General features: G+C 52.3%; 22 protein-coding genes and 1 pseudogene. 10 read left to right on the top strand and 13 right to left on the bottom strand.

Annotated elements, in window-relative coordinates; genetic code table 11:
- Entirely contained in the window at positions 1-1,149 is a 1,149-nt protein-coding gene (gene cfa, locus OGW44_RS03085) for a cyclopropane fatty acyl phospholipid synthase (protein ID WP_016152983.1), read from the bottom strand.
- A 290-nt stretch (positions 1,150-1,439) separates the two neighbouring features.
- A complete protein-coding gene (gene punC / locus OGW44_RS03080) occupies positions 1,440-2,645 on the bottom strand; it encodes a purine nucleoside transporter PunC (RefSeq protein ID WP_016156423.1) in 1,206 nt (401 codons plus the stop codon).
- 113 nt (positions 2,646-2,758) lie between these two features.
- Between punC and punR the strand changes: the two genes are divergently transcribed.
- Positions 2,759-3,691 (top strand): DNA-binding transcriptional activator PunR, encoded by a 933-nt coding sequence (gene punR, locus OGW44_RS03075; protein WP_019076726.1) that lies wholly within the window; start codon positions 2,759-2,761, stop codon positions 3,689-3,691.
- On the opposite strand, the gene purR is transcribed toward punR, so the two are convergent.
- Entirely contained in the window at positions 3,688-4,713 is a 1,026-nt protein-coding gene (gene purR / locus OGW44_RS03070) for an HTH-type transcriptional repressor PurR (RefSeq protein ID WP_003832757.1), read from the bottom strand. The genes punR and purR overlap by 4 nt on opposite strands.
- Before the next feature lie 297 nt (positions 4,714-5,010).
- On the opposite strand from purR, the gene cydH reads away from it, so the two are divergent.
- Positions 5,011-5,100 carry a cytochrome bd-I accessory subunit CydH gene (gene cydH / locus OGW44_RS03065; RefSeq protein WP_003029209.1) on the top strand — a complete coding sequence of 30 codons (90 nt, stop codon included), beginning with the start codon at positions 5,011-5,013 and terminating at the stop codon, positions 5,098-5,100.
- Between the two features lie 176 nt (positions 5,101-5,276).
- On the top strand, positions 5,277-6,446 hold the full coding sequence (locus OGW44_RS03060; protein WP_046276347.1) for an MFS transporter: 1,170 nt from the start codon (positions 5,277-5,279) through the stop codon (positions 6,444-6,446).
- A gap of 40 nt (positions 6,447-6,486) precedes the next feature.
- Here the strand turns inward: OGW44_RS03060 and sodB are convergent, their stop codons facing one another.
- Both sodB and OGW44_RS03050 read right to left on the bottom strand, forming a co-directional pair.
- The gene (sodB, locus tag OGW44_RS03055; protein ID WP_016152988.1) at positions 6,487-7,068 is read right to left on the bottom strand and encodes a superoxide dismutase [Fe]; all 582 of its coding nucleotides are present in this window, start codon (positions 7,066-7,068) and stop codon (positions 6,487-6,489) included.
- A gap of 127 nt (positions 7,069-7,195) precedes the next feature.
- Complete coding sequence (locus OGW44_RS03050) at positions 7,196-8,026, bottom strand: C40 family peptidase (RefSeq protein WP_101700692.1); 831 nt, start codon at positions 8,024-8,026, stop codon at positions 7,196-7,198.
- Between the two features lie 333 nt (positions 8,027-8,359).
- Here OGW44_RS03050 and grxD point away from each other — a divergent pair, with 333 nt between their 5' ends.
- Positions 8,360-8,707, top strand: a complete 348-nt coding sequence (gene grxD / locus OGW44_RS03045; RefSeq protein ID WP_003832760.1) for a monothiol glutaredoxin 4 — start codon at positions 8,360-8,362, stop codon at positions 8,705-8,707.
- 53 nt (positions 8,708-8,760) lie between these two features.
- Here grxD and rnt read toward each other — a convergent pair whose 3' ends face one another.
- The 4 genes from rnt to OGW44_RS03025 form a co-directional block, all read right to left on the bottom strand.
- Entirely contained in the window at positions 8,761-9,408 is a 648-nt protein-coding gene (rnt, locus tag OGW44_RS03040) for a ribonuclease T (RefSeq protein WP_016152990.1), read from the bottom strand.
- 94 nt (positions 9,409-9,502) lie between these two features.
- Positions 9,503-9,910 carry a lactoylglutathione lyase gene (gene gloA / locus OGW44_RS03035; RefSeq protein WP_003029198.1) on the bottom strand — a complete coding sequence of 136 codons (408 nt, stop codon included), beginning with the start codon at positions 9,908-9,910 and terminating at the stop codon, positions 9,503-9,505.
- Positions 9,911-10,007: 97 nt separating this feature from the next.
- Positions 10,008-11,105 (bottom strand): alkene reductase, encoded by a 1,098-nt coding sequence (locus tag OGW44_RS03030; RefSeq protein WP_185654590.1) that lies wholly within the window; start codon positions 11,103-11,105, stop codon positions 10,008-10,010.
- A gap of 54 nt (positions 11,106-11,159) precedes the next feature.
- Entirely contained in the window at positions 11,160-11,759 is a 600-nt protein-coding gene (locus tag OGW44_RS03025; RefSeq protein ID WP_016152991.1) for a TetR/AcrR family transcriptional regulator, read from the bottom strand.
- Between the two features lie 101 nt (positions 11,760-11,860).
- Here OGW44_RS03025 and OGW44_RS03020 point away from each other — a divergent pair, with 101 nt between their 5' ends.
- From OGW44_RS03020 to sodC, 3 genes are all read left to right on the top strand, one after another.
- The gene (locus tag OGW44_RS03020; protein WP_016156428.1) at positions 11,861-12,100 is read left to right on the top strand and encodes a DUF1289 domain-containing protein; all 240 of its coding nucleotides are present in this window, start codon (positions 11,861-11,863) and stop codon (positions 12,098-12,100) included.
- Between the two features lie 49 nt (positions 12,101-12,149).
- Positions 12,150-13,046 (top strand): aldo/keto reductase, encoded by an 897-nt coding sequence (locus OGW44_RS03015; RefSeq protein WP_016152993.1) that lies wholly within the window; start codon positions 12,150-12,152, stop codon positions 13,044-13,046.
- A gap of 81 nt (positions 13,047-13,127) precedes the next feature.
- Positions 13,128-13,652: a superoxide dismutase [Cu-Zn] SodC gene (gene sodC / locus OGW44_RS03010; RefSeq protein WP_016152994.1), complete on the top strand. Its 525-nt coding sequence runs from the start codon at positions 13,128-13,130 to the stop codon at positions 13,650-13,652.
- Here the strand turns inward: sodC and OGW44_RS03005 are convergent.
- From OGW44_RS03005 to OGW44_RS02995, 3 genes and pseudogenes are all read right to left on the bottom strand, one after another.
- A pseudogene (locus OGW44_RS03005) lies at positions 13,628-15,668 on the bottom strand (FUSC family protein). The gene sodC and the pseudogene OGW44_RS03005 overlap by 25 nt on opposite strands.
- A complete protein-coding gene (locus OGW44_RS03000; RefSeq protein ID WP_016152996.1) occupies positions 15,665-16,528 on the bottom strand; it encodes an efflux RND transporter periplasmic adaptor subunit in 864 nt (287 codons plus the stop codon). Before OGW44_RS03000 ends, OGW44_RS03005 begins: the two are co-directional and overlap by 4 nt.
- A 2-nt stretch (positions 16,529-16,530) precedes the next feature.
- Positions 16,531-16,767, bottom strand: a complete 237-nt coding sequence (locus OGW44_RS02995; RefSeq protein ID WP_016156432.1) for a DUF1656 domain-containing protein — start codon at positions 16,765-16,767, stop codon at positions 16,531-16,533.
- A 192-nt stretch (positions 16,768-16,959) separates the two neighbouring features.
- Here OGW44_RS02995 and slyA point away from each other — a divergent pair, with 192 nt between their 5' ends.
- Entirely contained in the window at positions 16,960-17,400 is a 441-nt protein-coding gene (gene slyA, locus OGW44_RS02990) for a transcriptional regulator SlyA (RefSeq protein ID WP_019076732.1), read from the top strand.
- Positions 17,401-17,447: 47 nt separating this feature from the next.
- Here slyA and slyB read toward each other — a convergent pair whose 3' ends face one another.
- Positions 17,448-17,915 (bottom strand): outer membrane lipoprotein SlyB, encoded by a 468-nt coding sequence (gene slyB / locus OGW44_RS02985; RefSeq protein WP_016152998.1) that lies wholly within the window; start codon positions 17,913-17,915, stop codon positions 17,448-17,450.
- Between the two features lie 274 nt (positions 17,916-18,189).
- Here slyB and anmK point away from each other — a divergent pair, with 274 nt between their 5' ends.
- On the top strand, positions 18,190-19,311 hold the full coding sequence (gene anmK / locus OGW44_RS02980; RefSeq protein ID WP_185654592.1) for an anhydro-N-acetylmuramic acid kinase: 1,122 nt from the start codon (positions 18,190-18,192) through the stop codon (positions 19,309-19,311).
- A gap of 87 nt (positions 19,312-19,398) precedes the next feature.
- Positions 19,399-19,728 carry a C-type lysozyme inhibitor gene (gene mliC / locus OGW44_RS02975; RefSeq protein WP_085951051.1) on the top strand — a complete coding sequence of 110 codons (330 nt, stop codon included), beginning with the start codon at positions 19,399-19,401 and terminating at the stop codon, positions 19,726-19,728.
- Positions 19,729-19,733 lie beyond the last annotated feature (5 nt).

Raw genomic sequence — 19,733 nt, 5'->3', positions numbered from 1 at the left:
TTAGCGGGGAACGCGCAGGCCGTGTTCAACGCCGCGGGAAAAAACCACCTGCCACAGCTGGATGTCGCGAGCACGAAACGCACCGGCGCAGGCGTTCAGGTAATAGCTGAACATCCGTTTAAAGCGTTCGGTATAGTTATCGGCGATTTCAGGCCAGGATCTCATGAAACGCTCGTGCCAGGCCATCAACGTTGTATCGTAATCCGCGCCAAAATTATGCCAGTCTTCCATCACAAAATGCGGCTCGCTGGCGTTGGCAATCTGGCGAACTGACGGTAAACAGCCGTTCGGGAAGATATATTTATTGATCCACGGATCAACGTTATTGTCGGTCTTTTTGGAGCCGATGCTATGCAGCAAAAAGAGACCGTCGGGTTTTAAATTACGATCAACCACCTCAAAATAAGTCGCGTAGTTCTTCGGCCCCACATGCTCAAACATGCCGACGGAGACAATGCGATCAAATTTGTCGTTAAGGTCGCGATAATCCTGCAGCAAAATTGTGACATCCAGCCCCGCACAACGCGCCTGCGCCATTTTCTGCTGTTCTGCCGAAACGGTCACGCCCACCACGCTAACGCCATATTGTGACGCCATAAACTGGGATAAGCCGCCCCAGCCGCAGCCAATATCGAGCACCCGCATGCCTGGCTTCAACTGCAGTTTTTCGGCAATCATTTTTAGCTTCGCCTGTTGGGCAGATTCCAGGGTATCGGCATCTTTCCAGTAGGCGCAGGAATACTGCATATAAGGGTCCAGCATGCGGGTAAAGAGATCGTTGCCCAAATCGTAGTGTTCTTTGCCGACGACCCACGCACGTTTTTTGGTCTGTAAATTGAACAGGCGAGCCGTGGCGATACGGAGCGTATCTTTAAAGTGGCGGGGGAGTTGATTTTCAAGACCGGCGCGCAGGACTTTACAAAAAAACATGTCCAGCCGGTCGCATTCCCACCAGCCATCCATATAACTTTCGCCCAACCCTAACGATCCTTCCTGCAGTACGCGTTTGAAAAAATCGGGGTTCGTTACGCGAATATCTGCCGGTGCCGGACCATTAATGGTAATACCTGCACGGCTTAATAATTCATTGGTGATGCGGTACCAGTCATCATCCGGTACGCTGACGTCTTCTATACACGATGAACTCATAGCTTCTCCATCACTGGTCGGTGATCAGAACCTTAAAATAGCGTAGACGCTTTTTTGGGCTTTGTGAGAACTCTCACGGAATTAATCCGCGAATCTATAATCCGACGTAGAACAGAGGAAGGGAGGAACCCTTGCCGAAAAGACCATCCATGGGAAAACGGGAACGTTCTTGTCCCCGTTAACACATAACAATTATCGTTTTTTTAACAACCGGAAATCAGTATAGGCCTGAATTTTTGATGATTCAACCAATAAATATTAGCAGGCTAATTAATTATCAAGGATGATTACTAGTGAGACTCACCGTGGGCAATTTGCGCCCGATCATCTGTGTGCGGGGCGTTAGCCTTCTGCGACTGCATTTTGTAACCCGCGGCCGCCAGCAGCACCGTTGTCAGCATCACGCTGGTGGTGGTGAGCAGCGGGGTGGCGATCAACCAGGAAACCACAAGGCTTGCCAGGAAGCATAAACCCAGTTGCAGTGTGTTCTGCAATGCCGCTGCGCGTCCCGTAGCTTGTGGGAAAGGACGTAACGCCTGAGCCACAACAATTGGGTAGATTGCTCCATTGGCAATCGCCATAACGCAGAATGGGATGAGGATTTCAGCCAGCGCAACATGGTGAATAAAGCCGGTTGCCCAGGTGGCCACTACGCTAAAGGCATACAGAATGAGTAACCAGGGCAGCAACTGACGGCCCTGCCATTTTTGCAGCGCAGCGCGGCAGCCGTAACCACCAATTAAGAAAGCGATGGTTTGTGGAACATAGCTCAGGCCAATCACCGCCGGACTGTAGCCCATTTCGCTGAGGATGAACGGGGAACCCGTCAGCCACGCGAAGAAGCTCGCGGAGCAGGCGGCATAAATCAGCACGTTTCCGCGGTAAACTTTTGAGCGCAACAGGGTAGCGAAAGTCAGTTTATCCTGGCTGTCGTCGCGTGCTTTAGCTGTTGGTTTTAAGCGCAGAGCCGGAAGCATCAGGATTAGAGTAATGGCAAACAGGGTGGCGAAAATGGCCTGCCAGGAAAAATGTACCAGGATCCAACTGCCTAATAACGGCGCTAATGCCGGGGATAACCCGACCAATGGCATAATGGTGGCAAAGATGCGGTTTACTTTTTGTGAAGGATAATAATCGGTGACCAGCGCCTGCCAGATAACCGATGCCGCACAAACGCCAACGGCCTGAACAAAGCGCAGTACCAGCAGACCGGTGGCATTTTCAACCCACAGCATGCCCAAACTGCCCAGTGCGAAGATGGATAAACCCAGCAGCAAAACAGGCTTGCGACCATAATGGTCAGAGAGCGGCCCCCACAGAAGTTGCGCGACGGCAAAACCCGCTAAGAATAAGCTAAGGCTGGCGCTGACGGCAGATGCAGGCGTCTGCAGATCGGACTGAATTGCGGCAAAGGCGGGCAGATACATATCCGTTGCCAGAAAGCCGAGTACGCTAAGACCCGCCAGCCAGACTAAAAATCCTTTCCCAGGTTGCATCATCATTTCTCTTTTTTTAGCAGTAGAACAATGCCGCTGAGTGTAGTGAGTGTAATTCTTGCTGTGAAACGCTAATATTTGCTTACTGATTTCAAATTTTTTGTAGGCAGAATATGTGGTCGGAATATTCACTTGAAGTTGTGGATGCGGTTGCGCGTAATGGTAGCTTTAGTTCGGCCGCGCAGGAGTTGCACCGCGTACCCTCGGCGGTAAGCTACACCGTGCGTCAACTGGAAGAGTGGCTGGCGGTGCCGCTTTTTGAGCGACGCCATCGGGACGTGGAATTGACGCCTGCCGGTGCATGGTTTCTCAAGGAAGGCCGCTCTGTTATCAAAAAAATGCAGATCACCCGCCAGCAATGTCAGCAAATTGCCAACGGCTGGCGCGGGCAGTTGGCGATCGCGGTAGATAACATTGTCCGCCCGGATCGTACCCGACAGATGATCGTGGATTTCTATCGTCATTTTGATGATGTGGAGCTGCTGGTTTTCCAGGAGGTGTTTAACGGTGTCTGGGATGCGCTGTCCGATGGGCGCGTTGAGCTGGCAATCGGCGCCACGCAAGCGATTCCGGTAGGGGGGCGCTATACCTTCCGCGACATGGGAATGCTGAGCTGGAGCTGCGTGGTGGCAAGCCATCATCCGTTGGCGTCAATGCCCGGACCGCTAAGCGACGACACGTTGCGCAACTGGCCGTCGCTGGTGCGTGAAGACACGTCGCGTACGCTTCCCAAGCGTATTACCTGGCTGCTGGATAACCAAAAGCGCGTTGTGGTGCCTGACTGGGAATCTTCTGCGACCTGTTTATCGGCAGGTTTGTGCGTGGGCATGGTACCGACGCATTTTGCCAAACCGTGGATCGATAGCGGCAAATGGGTCGCGCTACAGCTGGAGAATCCATTTCCTGATGCCGCATGCTGCCTGACATGGCAACAGAACGATACGTCGCCGGCATTGAGCTGGCTGCTGGACTATTTAGGGGATAGTGAAACGCTGAATAAGGAATGGCTGCGGGAGCCCGATGAGGCTCCCGCACAACAGTCTTAACGACGGTAATCGCGGAACGGGCCGTCGGCAACGGAGCGGCGTTCTACCAGGCGCGGATGAACCTCGATAGACTGCGACTCTTCACGTTTATTCACAATACGGTCTAACAGCATGTTGAAGGCCGTTTCCCCCAGTGAATCTTTAGGCTGGTGAATGGTCGTCAGAGCCGGCGTGAAGAAGCGGGCATTGCGCACGTTGTCGTAACCGATGAGCGAAACATCCTGCGGTACGCGCAGTCCCATCTCGTCAGCGGCGCACAGCGCACCCATCGCCATAATATCGCCACCGCAGAAGACGGCGGTCGGACGATGCGACTGTGACAGAATTTGCTGCATGGCGCGATAGCCGGATTCAGGCTCAAAATCGCCCTGCACAATCCAGTTTTCAGGAACTTTAATCAGCGCTTCTTCCATCGCTTTCATAAAGCCTGCCAGACGCCCGGCTCCGGTATTACGCTCCATTGGGCCTGGGATCACGCCAATCTCACGATGACCGCGTTCTACCAGATACCGACCCGCCATGTAACCGCCTTCGAAGGCGTTATCAATGACCGTATCGGTAAAGTCGGCTTTAGCTTCGCCCCAGTCCATGACGACCATCGGAATATGGCGGTACTCTTCGAGCATCGAAAGCAGCGACTCCGGATACTCAGAACACATCACCAGCAGACCATCAACGCGCTTTTGCGCCATCATCGACAGATAAGCCTGCTGTTTTTCGAGGCTGTTCCATGCGTTACCCAGAATCAGGGTATAGCCTTTCTGGAAACAGTTTTTCTCAACGGCTTCGATAATTTCAGCGAAATAGGCCGCTTCGCTGCTGGTGGCCAGCAAGCCAATAGACTTGGTGTGATTCACCTTCAGGCTGCGCGCCACGGCGCTCGGAGAATAGTGCAGCTCTTTGATCGCCGCCCAGACAGCATTACGCGTTTCTTCCGCGACAAAGCGCGTCTTGTTAATTACGTGTGATACGGTTGTAGTGGAAACGTTTGCTCGCTTCGCTACATCTTTAATTGTTGCCATTACATCTCACTCCAGACCATATCCTAAGCTCCTGAGAATACTCCAGGTAAACGTTTGCCTTAACACACCCTTAGCGCAACGTAAGGGTTGCGGCACGCCGGGAAAACGACACGGAACGTCAGGAAGGGGTCAATGGCCGGTACGCTAATCAAGTAAGCGTGGAATTTTGTCTGATCTTAACGAAAAGGGGAAGAGTTAAAAGCAGTTATCAATATAAATCGTGAGAGATTTTTGCTTTCAAGTGTGTAAAAATGCGCAATATCACTTTTTGTGTGGGAATAAAAAGGAGAAAACTTGATGAGCACCGATCTGAAATTTTCGTTAGTGACTACCATTATTGTTCTGGGTTTGATCGTCGCGGGTGGCCTGACCGCAGCGCTGCATTGATTTCCCCCGAGGGAGTTCGCTCTCCCTCATCCTTTCCGCTTGCCTTTCCCGTCGATTGTTTGCGAATAAGCAAAAGTCTTTTGCAATTTTGTTAACTTTATTAATTTTGCGATCAATGTCATGCTTTTGACTCTTATTTTATGTCGCGCCCCGGCTCGACGTTACGGAGTCGAAATATGAAACTCAATTATCCTTTACTGGCGCTGGCGATCGGCGCGTTTGGCATTGGCACCACTGAATTTTCGCCAATGGGATTATTGCCCGTCATTGCCAAAGGTGTGGATGTCTCGATTCCCGCGGCCGGAATGTTAATCAGCGCGTATGCGGTTGGGGTGATGGTGGGTGCTCCGCTGATGACATTACTGCTGTCTCATCGTGCGCGACGTAATGCGTTGATATTCCTGATGGCGATTTTCACGCTGGGCAACGTGCTTTCGGCTATCTCGCCGGATTACACCACCCTGATGTTATCGCGTATTTTGACCAGTCTGAACCATGGGGCATTTTTTGGTCTTGGCTCCGTTGTCGCTGCAAGCGTAGTACCCAAACATAAGCAGGCCAGCGCCGTGGCAACTATGTTTATGGGGCTGACCATTGCCAATATTGGCGGCGTTCCTGCGGCGACCTGGCTTGGTGAAACCATCGGTTGGCGTATGTCGTTTATGGCAACGGCGGGTCTGGGCGTCATCGCCATGGTCAGCCTGTTCTTCTCTTTACCCAAAGGTGGGGCGGGAGAGCGCCCGGACGTCCGTAGCGAACTGGCGGTACTTATGCGTCCGCAGGTGCTGTCGGCGCTGCTGACGACCGTTCTGGGAGCCGGGGCGATGTTCACGCTTTATACCTATATCTCACCAGTGTTACATACAATCACCCATGCCACACCGGCGTTTGTGACCGGTATGCTGGTGCTGATTGGCGTTGGCTTCTCTATCGGTAACTATCTTGGTGGCAAACTGGCTGACCGTTCCGTCAACGGTACGCTGAAAGGCTTTTTACTGCTGCTGATGGTTATTATGCTGGCCATTCCTTTCCTGGCGCGTAATGAGCTGGGTGCGGCAGTTAGTATGGTGGTCTGGGGGGCAGCGACGTTTGCGGTCGTTCCGCCGTTGCAGATGCGCGTGATGCGCGTTGCCAGCGAAGCGCCTGGATTATCATCGTCAGTCAACATTGGCGCCTTTAATCTGGGGAATGCTCTGGGTGCCGCAGCCGGTGGGGCGGTGATTTCCGGTGGGTTGGGCTACAGCTTTGTTCCGGTGATGGGGGCAATTGTGGCGGGGCTTGCGCTGCTGCTGGTCTTTATCTCGGCGCGCAAACAGCCTGAAGAGGCTTTCACTACCGCGAATTAATGCTAAAACGCAGAAGGGTTCTCCTTCTGCGTCATCTTTTTTATGCTGCGAAGTTCTTCGCAACAAATTCCCAGTTCACCAGCGCCCAGAAGTTTTCCAGGTAGCCAGGACGGGCATTGCGATAATCGATGTAGTAGGCGTGTTCCCATACGTCAACGGTCATCAGCGGCGTCGCGTCGGTGGTCAGCGGTGTACCTGCATTGGAGGTGGAAACGATAGCCAGTTTGCCATCTGTTCCTTTTACCAGCCAGGTCCAGCCAGAACCGAAGTTTTTAATAGCGGCATCGGTGAACTGCGCTTTGAAATCCGCAAAGCTGCCAAAGGAGGCGGCAATTGCTTCGGCCAGTTTACCGGTAGGTTCGCCACCTGCGTTCGGTGCCAGGCAGTTCCAGTAGAACGTGTGGTTCCATACCTGTGCTGCGTTATTGAATACACCGCCTTCAGAGCTACGTACGATCTCTTCCAGTGATTTGCCTTCAAACGCCGTGCCTTTAATCAGGTTGTTCAGATTAGTCACGTAAGTTTGATGGTGTTTGCCATAGTGATATTCCAGCGTTTCGGCAGAAATGTGCGGTGCCAGAGCATCTTTGGCATACGGTAATGCAGGTAATTCAAACGACATTGCTTCTCTCCTTATTATTTGTATTGAGTACACACAATAGCCTCATTGTGAGTAAGGATAGGGTAGCAAATTGAAAGGTTATGCAAAAGAAGAACTTACCCTACAGCAGGTACTGTAGGGTAAGTTTTTAACGAATTGTTTTTGGCGTCATTACCCGACGAGCGCCCACATAGTGGCGCTGCCAGTAATCTTCACTCAGAGAGGTGATTTGAATTTCCTGGCCGCTGCGCGGTGACTGAATAAACTTACCGTTGCCAACATAAACGCCAACGTGATCGGCAGTTCCACGCCCCTGGGTACGGAAAAATACCAGATCGCCATTTTTCAGTTCGCCACGTTCAATCGGCGCAGCATCGCGCAGATGATACATTTCGTTCGCTGTACGTGGAATGCGGAATTTCACCAGATCTTTATAGGCGTAATAGACCAGACCGCTGCAGTCAAACCCGGTTCTTGGTGAGGTGCCGCCCCAGCGATAAGGCTTGCCGATTTGATTCATCAGCGTGGACATGGCGGTTTTAGTGGCTTTCTGCACTTTCACTTTATGCGCGTCAGCCAGCGTCGTTGGTGCGGTGGTTTTCACTTTTACACAGCGCGGCTTATGGCCTTTGCGCGGCGTGCATTTTTCAGTCCAGGTAACGGCAGCGGTTTGTGCTGCGGTGTTTTTACCACGACGGTTTGCCGTTTTAGTCGACTTTGCCGGAGCGGCAGTGCGATGTTTAGAAGAGGAAGCGGTTTTGGTGCTGGTTTTGCTGGTGGTTTTTGTCGCCGTTTTCTTGCTGGTTTTTGTTATTTTTTGGCTGGTTGTTGCGCTTTTCTTTTTATCTACCGTTTTGATGGTGTGAGAATGGGTAGGTGTCGTCCTGGCCTGCTTGGAAGCATGAGCCATGGGCGTAAAGGGCAGTGTAGTAAAAAGTAAAGCACAGAGCGTGATCGAGATTCGGTTTATCCGCGCCACTGAGCAATCCTCTGGTAAGGCAGGTCTATCATGCCTGCGTGTGATTTTCAAAACTTGATGATTCTAATCTATAGAAAGAGGGAAAGTTAATAGCTTTTTTGTTTAAAACTACGTTTCGTAACCGACCGCAAAAAAAATCAGCAATTAAAGTTGGCGTTGGTGAACGAATAATCAAATCCACAGGCTTTAAAGGGATAAGTGAGATTGTGAATGCAACTTTTGGCGTCAGGGGATAAAATAATAACGCGTAATGAAAATGTTATTTTCCGTTGCCTGTCTGACCCGCTACAATGTCAGACTACTGCCGTAAAAGAAGTTTAAGGAAGCAAGATAATGAGCACCACTATCGAAAAAATCCAGCGCCAGATCGCTGAAAACCCGATTCTCCTGTACATGAAAGGTTCCCCTAAACTGCCAAGCTGCGGTTTCTCCGCTCAGGCTGTGCAGGCGCTGTCCGCCTGTGGTGAACGCTTTGCTTATGTTGATATTCTGCAGAACCCGGATATTCGCGCCGAGCTGCCGAAATACGCAAACTGGCCAACCTTCCCGCAGCTGTGGGTTGATGGCGAGCTGGTTGGCGGCTGTGACATTTTGATCGAAATGTACCAGCGCGGTGAGTTGCAGCAGCTGATTAAAGAAACAGCGGCGAAATACAAAACCGAAGAGCCGGACGCTGAATAATATCAGCGTAAATAAAAAGCGACCTCGTGATGGTCGCTTTTTTTATCGGTCCGTTATGCCTCTTCAGGCACGGGAAGAGGCCAGCCGCCGAGACGTTTCCAGCGGTTAACAATTTCGCAAAACAGCACGGCCGTCCGTTCGGTGTCATACAGCGCCGAGTGCGCCTGAGTCCCGTCAAATTCCATTCCCGCCGCCAGGCACGCTTTCGATAACACAGTTTGCCCCAGAGACAGGCCGCTTAAGGCCGCAGTATCAAAGGTGACAAACGGATGAAATGGATTACGTTTGAGCGAGGCGCGTTCTGCTGCGGCCATCATAAAACTGTGGTCGAACGTAGCGTTATGCGCCACCATGATCGCCCTATTGCAGCCGCTGTCTTTAATGCCTTTACGCACCATTTTGAAGATGGCATGCAGAGCGTCATATTCGCTGACCGCTCCGCGTAGCGGATTGTTAGGGTCAATTCCGTTAAAGGCGAGGGCTTCCGGCTGCAAATTCGCGCCTTCAAATGGCTCTACGTGGAAATGTAACGTCGTGTCCGGCATCAGCCAGCCTTGTTCATCCATTTTCAGTGTGATGGCTGCGATCTCAAGCAGCGCATCGGTTTTGGCATTGAACCCTGCGGTTTCGACATCAATGACAACAGGATAAAAACCACGAAAACGGTCACACAGACCGGAAAGTTGAGCGTTATCGGACATCTGGGTCTCTTAATACGGGAAAATTGCAGCGCGTATTATGGCAAAATGATGAGTATAAAACTACGGGCACAGACGATCTGCGCCCGTGGGGAGGTTAGTCGCCCAGGCCGCGCCCGGCGTCTTTCTCTTCGATCAGTTCAATTTTGTAACCGTCTGGATCTTCAACGAATGCGATTACGGTGGTGCCGCCTTTTACCGGACCGGCTTCACGCGTGACGTTACCGCCATTCTGACGAATACGTTCACAGGCTTCGGCTGCGTTGTCTACGCTCAGGGCGATATGGCCGTAGGCAGTGCCCAGCTCATACTTGTCGACACCCCAGTTATAGGTCAGTTCGATCACGGCTTCGCTGGTTTCAGGGCCGTAGCCGACAAAGGCCAGGGAGTATTTGTATTCAGGGTTTTCGCTGGTACGCAGCAGCTTCATGCCCAGCACGTTGGTATAAAACTCGATGGAACGCTGCAGGTCACCCACGCGCAGCATGGTATGAAGTAAACGCATCTTTTTCCCCTTCGAAAATGGCTAATACATTCAAAATGTTGTTTTAGTATAGCGGCGTTGTTACGCCGCTATCAATGGCAGAACGGAGTTTGTGACGTTAGAGGGTAGGATAATCGGTGTAACCTTCCGCGCCGCCGCCGTAGAAGCTTTCGGCACGTTGCGGATTCAGCTCCGCTTTACGCTGCAGACGCGCAACCAGATCCGGGTTAGCGATATAGGCGCGACCAAAAGCAACGGCGTCGATCAGGCCTTTCTCGATCAGTGCTTCTGCTTTTTCAGGTGTGTAGGCACCCGCACCAATGATCGGACCGTGGAAACGCGCACGAACTTTTTCGCGAAACGCATCGGAATACGGCTCGCCGCCAGCCCAGTCCGGCTCAGACATATGCAGGTAAGCGATTCCACGCTTGCCCAGTTGTTCAATCAGATACAGCGCATCGGCTTCTTCGTTCGGGCCGTTGTCAACGTTCTGGAATGAGCCAATCGGAGATACGCGAATACCAATGCGATCGGCACCCCATTCTTTAATACCGGCATCGACAACTTCCAGCACCAGACGTGCACGATTTTCGACGCTGCCGCCGTACTGATCGGTACGCTGGTTAGACGTTGGCGACAGGAACTGGTGCAGCAGATAGCCGTGAGCGGAGTGCAGTTCAACCATGTCGAAACCCGCTTCGCGCGCGTTGGCAATCGCCTGACGGAAGTCATTAACGATGCCGGGAATTTCTTCCGTTTCCAGCGCACGCGGCATTGAGGTATCCGCACGCGTTGCCAGACCATTTTCATCACGCAGCGAGGTCCGGGTACCGGCGCTAATCGCCGAAGGTGCGACCGGTGCCTGACCGTTGGGCTGCAGACTGGCGTGAGAGATGCGCCCGGTATGCCACAACTGGACCGCAATATGACCTTGCTCCGCATGTACGGCAGCGGTGATTTTTTTCCATGCGGCAATTTGCGCTTCGCTGTGTAAGCCGGGTGCCCCCGCATAGCCTTTCGCCTGAGCGGAAATCTGTGTAGCTTCACTGATGATAAGACCCGCGCTGGCGCGTTGACGGTAATACTCGGCCATCAGCGGAGTAGGGATGTCGCCAGGCTCAATGCTGCGCAGACGCGTCAGTGGCGCCATGAATACGCGGTTGGCTGCCGTAATAGAACCCACTTTCAGTGGGGAAAAAAGTTTTTCAGATGACATATGGCACTCCTGAATAGACCGGTCGTCTAGTAATAAAAGAAATAAAAACGCCTGTTAAACGGCAGGCGTAGTAATGATGGTTTTAACGTGCGCCAGCGCATTTTCCAGCGGGGTGGCGCTACGAGAAATCTTGGCCTGCAGGTTGGCGCCCAGCCACAGCGCATACAATACCTGCGCCTGCTGTAACGGCTCGCCAACAAAGGACAGACAATGATTTGCCTGACCTTTCTCCAGCGCCTGCGCTAACAGCGCAATAATGTGCCGCGCGCCTTTATCCATCGCCGTGCGCATATCTTCTGACAGATCGCACACTTCGGCAGACAGTTTTACGGTTAAACAACCGCTGATAATACCGTGCTGGCTAAACTGGTTCAGGGTTTCCTGATAGTAGGCCAGAATGCGGTCGCGATAGTTTCCTGCCCCCGTATCAAAGTGCGTAGCCAGTCGCTGATGATAGGCCGCATAGTGGCGTTCCAGCATCGCAACACCGAACGCTTCTTTAGAGCGAAAATAGTGATAAAACGAACCTTTGGGGACTTCAGCGGTTTTCAGTAGTTCGCTTAAGCCCATACCGGTGAAGCCGCGCTGCATACACAGCAGTTCGCCAGTCGCCAGCAGATGTTCGCGCGTATCGTGTTCAGTGATTTTGTTCATGGGAAGGATTGTAATAGACCAGTCGGTCTAATGCAATAGCGCTTGCGAGAAATTCAGTTAACGTCTTCAATAGGTATATCAATCTTACGAAAGGAGGGGATGTGGCCGAACAGCTGGAGTTTTTCCCCGTCCAGAGCCCATGCCGTGGAATATGTCAGTCTGACGAGCGCGGTTTTTGCCGCGGCTGTTTTCGCAGTCGGGATGAGCGTTTTAACTGGCAAAAGATGAGCGATGCCGAAAAGCAGGAAGTGCTACGGCTTTGTCGTCAGCGCCTGATGCGTAAATTACGAGCAAACAAAGCCAACCCTTCGGAAGAACCGCAACAACCTTCACTCTTTTAAAAGCGTAATTGCGTATACTCGATGCACATTCACTTATAAGGAAGCTGCTATGGTTCAGCGTATTACTATTGCGCCGCAAGGTCCGGAATTTTCTCGCTTTGTAATGGGGTATTGGCGCCTGATGGACTGGAATATGTCCGCGCGCCAGCTAGTCAGCTTTATTGAAGAACATCTGGATCTGGGCGTTACCACCGTCGATCACGCCGATATTTACGGCGGATACCAGTGTGAAGCGGCGTTTGGCGAGGCACTGAAGCTGGCTCCGCATCTGCGTGAAAAAATGCAAATTGTTACCAAGTGCGGGATCGCCACGACGGCGCGCACGGAAAATGCGCTGGGTCATTACATCACCGACAGCGCGCATATCATTGCCAGTGCGGAAGCATCGTTGAAGTTACTGGCGACCGATCATATTGATTTGCTGCTCATCCACCGTCCCGATCCGCTCATGGATGCGGACGACGTCGCCGACGCGTTCAAAAAATTGCACCATAGCGGAAAAGTGCGTCACTTTGGCGTATCTAACTTCACCCCGGCACAGTTCTCACTGCTGCAATCGCGTCTGCCGTTCACGCTGGCGACTAACCAGGTTGAGATCTCACCGGTACATCAGCCGCTCCTGCTGGATGGTACTTTAGATCAACTGCAACAACTGCGCATTCGTCCGATGGCCTGGTCCTGCCTCGGCGGTGGTCGTCTGTTTAATGACGATGCGTTCCAGCCATTACGTAATGAACTTGCCACAATCGCCGAAGAGTTAAACGCGCAGTCCATTGAGCAGGTGGTGTACGCCTGGATTTTACGTCTGCCGTCTCAGCCGCTGCCGATCATTGGCTCAGGGAAGATAGAGCGTGTACGTGCTGCCGTTGAGTCTGAGTCATTGAACATGTCTCGCCAGCAGTGGTTCCGTATTCGCAAAGCTGCGCTGGGTTACGACGTACCGTAATCGCGTATTTGACGCTTCTCCGTTCAAATTTGTGTCACTGGTTTACACTTATCAATCAGACACCTTTTGGACGGAGGTCTTATGAAGCGTTTGAGTTTGGCCATTATTACTCTACTTGCCTGTGCAGGTGCGCAGGCTGCCAGTGAAGAAAAAGTGACGATGAATCTGGTAACGTCGCAAGGCGTCGGCCAGGCGATTGGTACGGTCACTATTGTTGAAACCGGGAAAGGGCTGGAGTTTACGCCCGATCTGAAAGCGCTGCCGCCGGGTGAACATGGCTTCCATGTGCATGCGAATGGCAGTTGCCAACCGGCGATTAAAGAAGGAAAAGCCTCAGCCGCGGAATCGGCTGGAGGCCATTATGATCCGCACCAAACCGGCAAGCACGAAGGCCCGGAAGGCGCAGGCCACATGGGCGACCTGCCTCTGCTGGTGGTGAATAACGACGGTAACGCCACAACACCGGTCATTGCGCCGCGGCTGAAAACGCTCGATGAGGTTAAAGGCAAAGCGCTGATGATCCATGTCGGTGGCGATAATATGTCCGATCAACCAAAACCGCTTGGCGGTGGTGGAGCGCGCTACGCCTGTGGCGTTATCAAATAATCAATTGCCTAGCGTACCCGGCGGAGGCGCCTGTTCGAGCTGAGAAAGCGAGCAGTGTAGTCGCCAGATAAGCGCCGACAGTTCTTGCGCCGCAGGTTGATGATGGTGGGCGAGCGTGTCGCAAATACGCTGTAGCTCACTCAGCGTGGCATTCAGCGGTCGTTGCTGAACGCCGCGCTCACTCATTACGTCGCGAAGCAACGAAATACACACGTCTCTGACACGAGCCAGAGGATCTGAACGCACCTCCCAGGTGCGCAGTTGCCACACCACGTGCGAGCAGTTCAGCAAGACAACCCCCCAACGCAATAGCCAGCGTCGCGCCAGTGCATCCTGACTGTTGCTGAGCTGGCTGACGTGGTGATAGGTCAGCGACTCAAATTCGTTTTCACTGAGCGAGGGATGTCGGCTGAGCTGATCGACAAAATCCCGGCGCAGGGCGCGAATATGGCGGCGACTTTTCCGCGCATCCGATCCGGGCCGCAGAATGGCGAATGCCAGCCACGATAGCGCCACGCCGGTTATTTTCGCCATATTGTCATTCAGGAAATCAGCAAAATCATAAACCGGCGGATTAGTCACCGCGATAAACGATCCCATAAACACGATTAGCTGTCCCCAAAGACCCGCCAGCGCGGGCATTTGCAGCTTCAGGAGTTGCATGGTAGCGAGCAGCGGGAAGAGAAACAGAATGAATTGCCAGAGGTCAGAGATTTGCACCATCAGGCCAAACTTAACCACAAAGCTAAACAGCGACAGCAGAACCAGCGTGCGCATCAGCAAAGAAAGTGACTTGAACGGCGTGGCTACGGCGGAATACAGCACGCTGCTGATGGCCGCGAGCGTTAGTGCGCCAGAGCCTGATTCCCATTGCGCGCCAATGCTCCATGCGCCGATAAGCATCAGGGTACAGAACGTACGCAATCCGCTCCAGAGGGCTTCCGCATTATCGGTATGACGGGCAAGTCCTGGCGTGCGGGCGATAGTAATACGCTCGGCGGTAACGCCATTTTCCAGTAAATGCAGATAATGACTGCTGCGTAAGTACAGCCGACAAAAATAACGCAGTCGTTGCCAGAAGGCGACGTGCCGATAGTCGCGCGCATCGAGAGGACGCAGGGGGGCGATAATACGCGCGACGGTGTAGGTGTCGGTATTGGATTTGACCAGCTCGCTGAGCAGTTGTTCGATGATTTCCCGGGTATTAGCCGGGGGAGTGGGCCAGTTCAGGAGCATCCTGCGCAGACTGGAGATCACGCTGGTCATACGTAACTGCTGATGCAACAGCGAATTGAGCAACGCATTTTGACGGCGAAAACGGTAGTGACTCCAGAACGCCTGAATACGCAGCAGGTTCATGGTCAGAATCTGACCGATAACACCTTCATGAGCTGTGCGAATCGCATCCGTTGTCTCCGGTTGCCAGAGTAAGCTGGCATGCTCCAGTAAACGCGAATGCATGTTTTTCAGCGCGGTAAGCAATGTGGTGCCATCGGAGGTGCTGGGCAGGATCATCATCATCATGCCGCCGCACAGGATACCGACGATGACCTCGCATACGCGGGCCTGAGCGATATCCCACAACTGCGTAATCTCTATGGTATTGACCATGGGAAAAGCAATGATCGCCGCCGTATAACCGGCCAGTTGAAAGGCATAGGCGACGTTATTGGTGAAATGCGCGCATGCCCAGGTACAAAAACCGATCCACACTGACATGCTCAGCAAAAACAACCACGGCTCATTGAGGGTATGACCGGCAATAATCAACGCGGCGGTGGCACCCAGCAAGCTACCCGCAACACGACCCAGACTTTTGCTGATAACCCCGCCGACGGTGGGAAAGCTGACCACTGCCGCCGAGGTCATCGCCCAGTAGGGCTCATCCAGATTCAGGTAATAGGCGAACGTTAACGCCAGACACATCGCAATGGTATTTCGCAACGCATAACGCCACTGCGCTACCGTGGCTTTAAACCACGGCCAATGGCCTGGCATCAGGTGGGACATTTTCATTTACGCTGGCCGATAGACACGCTGCAGGTTGTACCAGAAACCAGGGTGACATCCTGCGGCAGAGCGTCGAATTCGATGCGGACCGGAACGCGTTGGGCCAGACGCACCCACGGCACATTGGGTTTGATGTCGGGAATCAGGCCGGAATCGCTTTCCACACTTTGGTCGTAGATGGCGCGACCAATACTGGATACGTGACCCTGTAACTTTATGTTGCCGCTGTAGAGCGTGATAACCGCAGGTGCACCTTCACGAATGTGGCGCAATTTGGTTTCTTCAAAGTACCCCATCACATAGAAAGAGTGGCTGTCGACAAGGGCAAACAGGGGCTTACCGGTTGAGGCGTAGTCTCCAGTACGAGTTGAAAGGTTGGTGACCCAGCCCGCTACAGGCGCTTTGACCACCGTCTGCGTCAGTTGCCACTGTGCCTGGCGCAGACTGGCCTCGGCTGCTTCAACGCTGGCCTGCATGGCTTTCACGTTGAGGTTAGCAGTATCCAGATCTTCGGCTGAGATATAATTTTGCGATAAATGACGGCGGCGGTTGGCTTCGTTATTGGCTTTCGCCAGATCGGACTGTGCCTTCGCCAACTGCGCTTGCGCATTCAGTTCAGCAATGTGAAACGGCGTCTTGTCGATGATAAAAAGGACATCGCCTTTGTTCACAAACTGGTTATCTTTTATATTGAGTTCGCTAATGCTGCCTGAGACCTGCGGCGTGATGCTGACCTGCTCAGCTCGCACTTTGCCATCACGTGTCCAGGGCGATTGCATATAGTAATTCCACATCCACCATCCGGCGAAAACTGCGATGGCAGCGACTATAATGGTGGAGAAGTATTTAATGGTTTTAAGCGACATAATCACCACACAATCAGCATTACAAAGGCCAGACATACGCAAAGCGTAAAGAGTGACAGATCCATTAACAGGGGATGCCAGATTTCGCCGGAGTAAATCCAGTCGCGCAGGAGGCGATGAACAACCAGCCAGAGAATAAATCCTGCTACAAACGCCTTGAAAACAGGAGGGAAGTAGACAGATGCTCCGATCATTAAATCTTGTAGGGGCAATCCTGTTGCATTAAACATAAACTTCACGGGCAAAATCCTTGGCGGAAGAGAGCATTGCTATAGGTTTAGCAAAAAAGAGACAATGAGTCTCTGTAACGCATAATGTCTGAAAAAATGTCAGCCGGTAAGCAAATTTGGCAATACATTTGTTTTGGGAATACAAATGCTGCACACTATTCTAAAATCAGCATAATAACTTAGCAAGCTAATTATAAGGAGATGAAATTGGAATCGCCATTAGGTTCTGATCTGGCACGGTTGGTGCGCATTTGGCGTGCTCTGATTGACCATCGCCTGAAACCTCTGGAGTTGACGCAGACGCATTGGGTTACGCTGCACAACATTCATCAATTGCCGCCTGATCAATCGCAGATTCAGTTGGCTAAAGCGATTGGCATCGAGCAGCCTTCGTTGGTACGCACGCTTGACCAGTTGGAAGAAAAGGGACTCATTTCACGACAGACTTGCGCCAGCGATCGTCGGGCTAAGAGAATTAAACTGACAGAAAAAGCAGAGCCGCTGATTGCAGATATGGAAGCGGTTATCAACAAGACGCGTGGAGAAATTTTGGAAGGGATTTCAGCTGAGGAAATTGATCTGCTGATTAAACTGGTCGCCAGACTGGAACACAATATTATTGAACTGCAGTCACAGGGCTGAAACGATGAGATGACGTGTGGCCAGAGCCTGACCACACGTGAATTCGATTAGCGTGGAGACACGGTAACCTGGCTGCCGTTGTTAGCCATAACAACGCGCTGGCCAGCTGAGAACTTGGTCGCACCCTGTTTCTGAACCACCATGATGGTATTACCGTCGTCCTTACGGATTTCCAGTTCTACACCCTGGGTTTTATTCATCGCACCTTGTACGCCTTGACCCGCTACGCCACCGGCAACTGCGCCAGCCGCCGTGGCTAATGAACGACCCGTACCGCCGCCGACGGTGTTACCCAGGAACCCGCCGAGTACCGCACCACCAATGGCGCCAATCACGTTTGCGTCATCGCCACCCTGGATTTGCACCGGACGAACATGAACAATTGTACCGTAGGTAACGTTCTGAACTTGTTTCGCTTCGGATGCGGTGTATACGTCGCCTGAAAGGCTATCATTGTTAACGCAGCCCGCCAAAGACACACCCATTAATGCAACAGTCAGCACACGTTTAATCATTTACAAATCTCCTTTAACACCACGAAACGCTAATAAAGCACCCTTCATGGCTAAATTATATGGCACTTGTGAGCCTAAGGTCACATGTTCTACTGGAACAATATGAAAATCTTAACCGAAATCGGATATACCGAGTATAAACGAATCATTCATATAATTGATGTAATAAAGCGTCCATTGTAATGATTAGCCCTCAAAAATCATTAAGGAAGCATGGCATTAGTCGGCACTTTATGGTTGAGTGTCAAGGCTAATTTGCTTAAAAGGATGACATATGAAATCGGGCCGTTTTATCGGTGTAATGTCTGGAACCAGCCTTGATGGTGTCGATGTTGTGCTGGCGACAATAGATGAAACGATGGTTGCGCAACAGGCGAGTCTGACCTGGCCTATCCCTCTCCATATAAAGCAGGCGATCCTGGATATCTGCCAGGGGCAGCAGCTTACGCTATCGCAGTTTGGCCAACTTGACGCACAGCTCGGTTATCTGTTTGCCGAGGCGGTGAATGCGCTGTTGGCACAGGAAAAATTGAAACCGCATGAGATCGTTGCGATTGGCTGCCATGGGCAAACCGTGTGGCATGAACCGACGGGAATCGCGCCGCACACGCTGCAAATTGGCGACAACAATCAAATCGTCGCGCGTACCGGGATAACGGTGATCGGCGATTTTCGTCGCCGCGATATCGCTCTCGGCGGACAGGGCGCGCCGTTGGTTCCCGCTTTTCATCAGGCGCTGTTGGCTCATCCAACGGAGCGGCGGATGGTGCTAAACATTGGCGGAATTGCCAATCTGTCTCTGCTTATCCCACAGCAACCCGTTCGCGGTTACGACACCGGGCCGGGCAATATGCTGATGGATGCCTGGATCTGGCGGCAATGCGGCCAACCCTACGACAAAGATGCGCAGTGGGCCACATCGGGAACGATGATCCTGCCTTTACTGCAAAATATGCTTAACGATCCTTATTTTTCTGCGCCTGCGCCGAAAAGCACTGGCCGCGAGTATTTCAATTATGGCTGGATAGAACGTCATATGGCGCAGTTCCCGGGAATAAGCCCGCGGGATGTGCAGGCGACGCTTGCCGAACTGACGGCCGTGACCATTTCTGAGCAGGTCTTGCTAAGCGGAGGCTGTGAACGGCTAATGGTATGCGGCGGCGGCAGCCGTAATCCGCTGCTGATGATGCGTCTGGCGGCATTATTGCCAGGGACAGAGGTCACCTCAACCGATGAGGCTGGGATCAGCGGCGATGATATGGAGGCCCTGGCTTTTGCCTGGCTGGCGTGGCGAACGCTGGCGGGATTACCGGGAAATCTGCCTTCCGTGACCGGCGCATCAGAACCGAGCGTTTTAGGGGCGATTTATCCTGCTAACCCACGAACTCAGAGTTAACTGAAATTATTCAGCGCCATATGTCGATAAACTAGGGATATTAGGGAGGGTGCCATTACCCTCCAGGACCAGGAAAGTCTTCAGGATATGGCTATGAAAAAACTGTTGTTAGTGTGTCTGCCGGTACTACTTAGCGGGTGCAGCGTGTACAACCAATTTGTCGAGCGTATGCAAACGGATACGCTTGAATACCGCTGTGACGAAAAACCGCTTACCGTGAAGCTGAACAATACCCGGCAGATGGCGAGTTTTGTTTATGATAATCAGCTATTGAACCTCAAACAGGGCGTGTCGGCATCAGGTGCTCGCTATACCGATGGTATTTACGTCTTCTGGTCTAAAGGCGATGAGGCAACGGTCTATAAACGAGACAGAATTGTGCTAAATAACTGTCAGTTACAGAACCCGAAGCGTTGAGATTT

It is taken from the genome of Citrobacter sp. Cb023, from assembly GCF_030336805.1.
Classification (GTDB): Bacteria; Pseudomonadota; Gammaproteobacteria; order Enterobacterales; family Enterobacteriaceae; genus Citrobacter; species Citrobacter braakii.
The sequence above is the reverse complement of the archived record's forward strand: the minus strand, read 5'-3'. Positions and strand labels throughout refer to the sequence as shown.